A 4,046-nucleotide genomic window follows, 5' to 3' on the forward strand; every position below is an offset into this window, starting at 1 on the left:
GGTGCCTGGAACGCGAGGACGTCCGCGCCCTGCTGCTGGACGAGCCCACCCGCGGCGTCGACATCGGCGGACGGGTGGCGATCCACGGGCTGCTCCGCCAGGCCGCCGGCTCCGGGCTCGTGGTCATCTTCGCGTCCACCGAGCTGGAGGAGCTGCTCGAACTGGGCGATGTGATCATCACGATGCGCGATGGCCGGACGGTGGGCCGCTACCAGGGCGACGCACAGAGCGCGCAGCTGATGCGCGACATGACATATGGAGCAAGGGAAGCATGACGAGCGCCGACGACCCCACCGGCGGCGCGGTGACGGCCGCGCCGGACCCGCGGCGGCCCGATGGTGCCGCCGATCCCGCGCCGGTCACGGGCATGTCCGGGAGGTGGCGGCCGGGCGCGTTCGCTATCGGCCCCGCCGTCCTGATGCTGCTGCTCGTCACGCTGGCCGTGACGACACCGCGGTTCTTCAGCGCCGACAACGTCCGCGCGATCCTCGCCTCATCGGCCTTCGTCGGCATCACCGCCATCGGCGCCACGCTGGTGATGATCTCCGGCTCGGTGGTGTCGCTGGCCACCGCGCAGACCGCGACCGTCGTGGCGATGCTCTTTCTGAGCACGCAGCAATTGGGCCTCGCGGTCTCCCTGCTGATCGCGCTCGCGGCCGGGGTGGCGCTCACTGCGTCGCAGGGCGCGATCATCGGCTACTGGAACGCCAACCCGATCGTGCTGACCATTGCCGCCGGGTTCGCGCTCGGCGGTGCCGCCACCTGGTTCAGCGACGGGACGACGGTCTATCCGGAAGTGAAGGCGTTCGACGCGCTGAACGCCACGCCGCTGGCCCTGCCCCTGGCCGTGTACGCGCTGCTCGCGGTCGCCGTCCTCGCGGAGTGGACGCTGCGCCGCACGACCGCCGGGCGGCAGATGTACCTGGTGGGGGAGAACCGGGACGCAGCACACGCGGCCGGGCTGCCCGTCGGGCGGGTGACCGTGATCGCGTGGGCTTTCTTCGGCGCGTGCATCGCGCTGACCGGGGTGTTCCTCGCCTCGTTCCACACCTCCGCCACGGTGACGCTGGGCGGCACGCTCTCGCTCGACGCCATCGCGGCGGTGCTGCTGGGCGGTACGGCGATCGCCGGTGGACGAGGGTCCGCCCTGCAGGCCCTGGGTGGCGCGGTGCTGATCTCCGTCATCTCGGACGTGCTTCTGCTGCGCGGGTTCTCCACCGGCGTGCAGATCCTCGTGAAGGGAATCCTCGTGCTCGCCGTCGTCATCTTCGTGTACCTGCACGCCACCAAGGGCCGCCGATGAGGCGCCGTTGGCTTGCCGCGCCCGACCGTCTGATCCCCGCGGTCTCCCTGTTCGCCGTGCTGGTCCTGTTCGCGTGCTCGCCGATGGTGAGCGGCGAGGCCCTGGAGACGTTCGACGTCTACAACGCGCTGCAGGGCTTCGCTCAGCTGGGCCTGCTGGCCCTCGCGCTCGGGATCACGATGATCGCGGGCGAGTTCGACCTGTCGGTCGCCGGGACCTACGCGTTCGGTGGCATGCTCGCCGTCCAGGTCGGCGGGACGGCTCCCGTCCTGGGTGTGCTGGCCGCCGTGGCCGCCGGCGCCGCCATCGGCGCGTTGCAGGGCGGGTTGATCGCGTGGCTCCGGATCCCGTCCATTCCCGTCACGCTCGCGAACTACATCGCGTTGCTGGGGCTGGCGTACACGATGTCGGGGGGCCAGAGCAAGACCTTCGCCAACGACGGTGCGACGCTGTGGGTCGATCAGACCATCGCCGGGATCTTCTCGCCCCGGAGCCTGCTGACGCTCGCGGCCTTCCTCATCGCCGTGCTCGTCCTGGGCCGGACCAAGCTGGGACGCGAACTGCGCGCCATCGGCAGCGACCGCCGGGCCAGCCGCGTCGCAGGCGTCAACGTGGACCGGCGGATCGTCGGGATCTTCGCGCTGTCGGGGACGCTGGCCGCTCTGGGCGGTGCCCTGCTCAGCTACAGCCACGCGTCGGCCAACCCCGATCCGGGCCTGCAACCGCTGATCCTGGCCACCGTGGCCGCCCTGGCGGGTGGCGTGTCCCTGGCCGGTGGCCGTGGAGCCCCACTCGGACTGCTGGCCGGGGCGCTGTCGGTGGCCCTGCTCGCACAGGTCGTCGCGGTCACTGCCATGCCCGATTACTCCACTCAGCTCCTTTACGCGGTGCTGCTCGGAGCGATCGTGGCCATCGAGAGCCCCGGACTGCATCAGGCGATGGACCGGCTCCGGGCCCACCGCGCGGACGCAACGCTTCACCGGCCGGCAGAAACAGTCAGCGCTGTCAAGGGAGGACAACAATGACGGAAACGACGACCGTGGCCGAGGACTTCCGCTTCCTGGAGGCGCCGCGCTGGCGCGATGGGCGGCTCTGGTTCTCCGACTTCTACACCCACCAGGTCGTGTCCATGGCCGAGGACGGATCCGACCTGCGTGTGGAGGCGCACGTCCCCGAGCAACCGTCCGGGCTCGGCTGGCTTCCCGACGGACGGTTGCTGGTCGTCTCCATGGTCGACCGCAAGATCCTTCGACGGGAGCCTGAAGGGATGCTCTCCGTCCACGCCGACCTGGGTGAACACGCGACCGGATACACCAACGACATGGTCGTGGACGGCCACGGACGTGCCTACGTGGGCAATTTCGGCTTCGACCTGATGGCCGGCGATCCCGTGGAGACGGCCGCGCTGCATCGGGTGGACCCCGACGGCCAGGTCACGCAGGTGGCCGATGACCTCTGGTTTCCCAACGGCAGCGTCATCACCCCCGAGAACGTCCTGCTGGTGGCGGAGACGTTCGGGAATCGCGTCACCGCGTTCGACGTCACCGACGATGGTGCGCTCACCGACCGGCGGGTGTGGGCGGAGTTCGGGCCGCTCCCGACCGACCGCCGAGTCCCCGAGGCACTCGCCCAGGTCGCCGTCGCCGGGGACGGCTGCTGCCTGGACGCGGAGGGCGGGCTCTGGGTCGCCGATGCCACCGGCGACCGGCTCGTGCGGGTGGTCGAGGGCGGACGGATCACGGACGAGATCAAGCCGGGCTCACCGGTGTACGCCTGCGGCCTGGGCGGCGCGGACGGCAGAACCTTGTTCGCGTGTGCCGCGCCCGACTTCCACGAGGAGGCCCGCAAGGCGGCACGCGAGGCCCGCATGCTCGCCATCCGGGTCGCCATCCCAGGAGCCCCGGCGCGGTAACGATGAGTGTCTTATTTCGTCGGCGTTGGTGCCTGCGCGACCTCGGTCATCTTGATTGCCAGACTGGCGTAGAACTCCCCGAGGTCCGAAGGGGTGTCAGGGCCATCGAGACGGTACCAGCGCACCAGGTCGACTCCGAGTGACAGGATCGCCCGTGCGATCGTGTTGGCGTCCCCATCGGAGATCGGCGCATCTGCGATGCGCCGGTGGACGGCGTCCCGGAAGATCGTGTTGATCTCACCGCGCAGCGCCAGGATCTTGTCGTAGTGCTCGGGTGACAGCGGCCCCAGCTCGTACTGGCAGATCCGGCCGACCGTGTGGTGCCTGGCGTGCCATGACACGAACGTCGCGACCAGGCGGCACAGGTATGCGCGCGCGTCCTCGTCGGCAGGCAGGCGGCGCAGGTCCTCCAGGACCCGGGTGTGGCCCATGCGGACGATCTCGTACAGCAACTCTGCCTTGGAATCGAAGTGCACGTAGAGGGCCCCGGGGGAGATCCCGATCTTCGCCGTGATGTCCCGCGTGGTGGTCGCGTGGAACCCCTTGGCCGCGAAACACAGGACCGCGGAGCTGAGCAGGGACTTCGCCACGTCGGCGAGTTCGGCGTCCCACAGCTGCTCGGACGCGTCGTCCAGCCGGATCATCGCCGGTGTGGCACGGCGCCGCGGACCGCGTTTCGCCACCATCGCCGCTCAGAAGAGCCGTGCGAAGTCGGTCATCTCCCGTTCCGGGTCCAGCACGGGCTGGATCACGATCTCGTCGATACCGCCGGCCTCCAGCGTCGCGGCCCGCTTGCGGAGGTCTTCCGGGGTGCCGACGAGACCGAGCTTG

Annotated in this window: 4 protein-coding genes and 1 pseudogene; 4 read left to right on the forward strand and 1 reads right to left on the reverse strand. The window is 70.1% G+C overall.

Translation table 11 applies throughout. The features are described 5' to 3' along the window. From HKK72_RS36915 to HKK72_RS36930, 4 genes and pseudogenes are all read left to right on the forward strand, one after another. Window positions 1-275 (forward strand): annotated as a pseudogene (locus HKK72_RS36915) (hypothetical protein); the annotation flags it as partial. Then, entirely contained in the window at window positions 272-1,303 is a 1,032-nt protein-coding gene (locus HKK72_RS36920) for an ABC transporter permease (protein ID WP_187239035.1), read from the forward strand. The pseudogene HKK72_RS36915 and the gene HKK72_RS36920, both read left to right, overlap by 4 nt. Then, window positions 1,300-2,328, forward strand: a complete 1,029-nt coding sequence (locus HKK72_RS36925) for an ABC transporter permease (RefSeq protein ID WP_187239036.1) — start codon at window positions 1,300-1,302, stop codon at window positions 2,326-2,328. The genes HKK72_RS36920 and HKK72_RS36925 overlap by 4 nt, the downstream gene beginning before the upstream one ends. Beyond that, window positions 2,325-3,215 carry an SMP-30/gluconolactonase/LRE family protein gene (locus HKK72_RS36930; RefSeq protein WP_187239037.1) on the forward strand — a complete coding sequence of 297 codons (891 nt, stop codon included), beginning with the start codon at window positions 2,325-2,327 and terminating at the stop codon, window positions 3,213-3,215. Before HKK72_RS36925 ends, HKK72_RS36930 begins: the two co-directional genes overlap by 4 nt. A gap of 11 nt (window positions 3,216-3,226) precedes the next feature. On the opposite strand, the gene HKK72_RS36935 is transcribed toward HKK72_RS36930, so the two are convergent. Then, the gene (locus tag HKK72_RS36935) at window positions 3,227-3,901 is read right to left on the reverse strand and encodes a TetR/AcrR family transcriptional regulator (protein WP_187239038.1); all 675 of its coding nucleotides are present in this window, start codon (window positions 3,899-3,901) and stop codon (window positions 3,227-3,229) included. Between the last annotated feature and the right edge of the window lie 145 nt (window positions 3,902-4,046).

The organism is Actinomadura sp. HBU206391 (assembly GCF_014323665.1).
GTDB lineage: Bacteria > Actinomycetota > Actinomycetes > Streptosporangiales > Streptosporangiaceae > Actinomadura_C.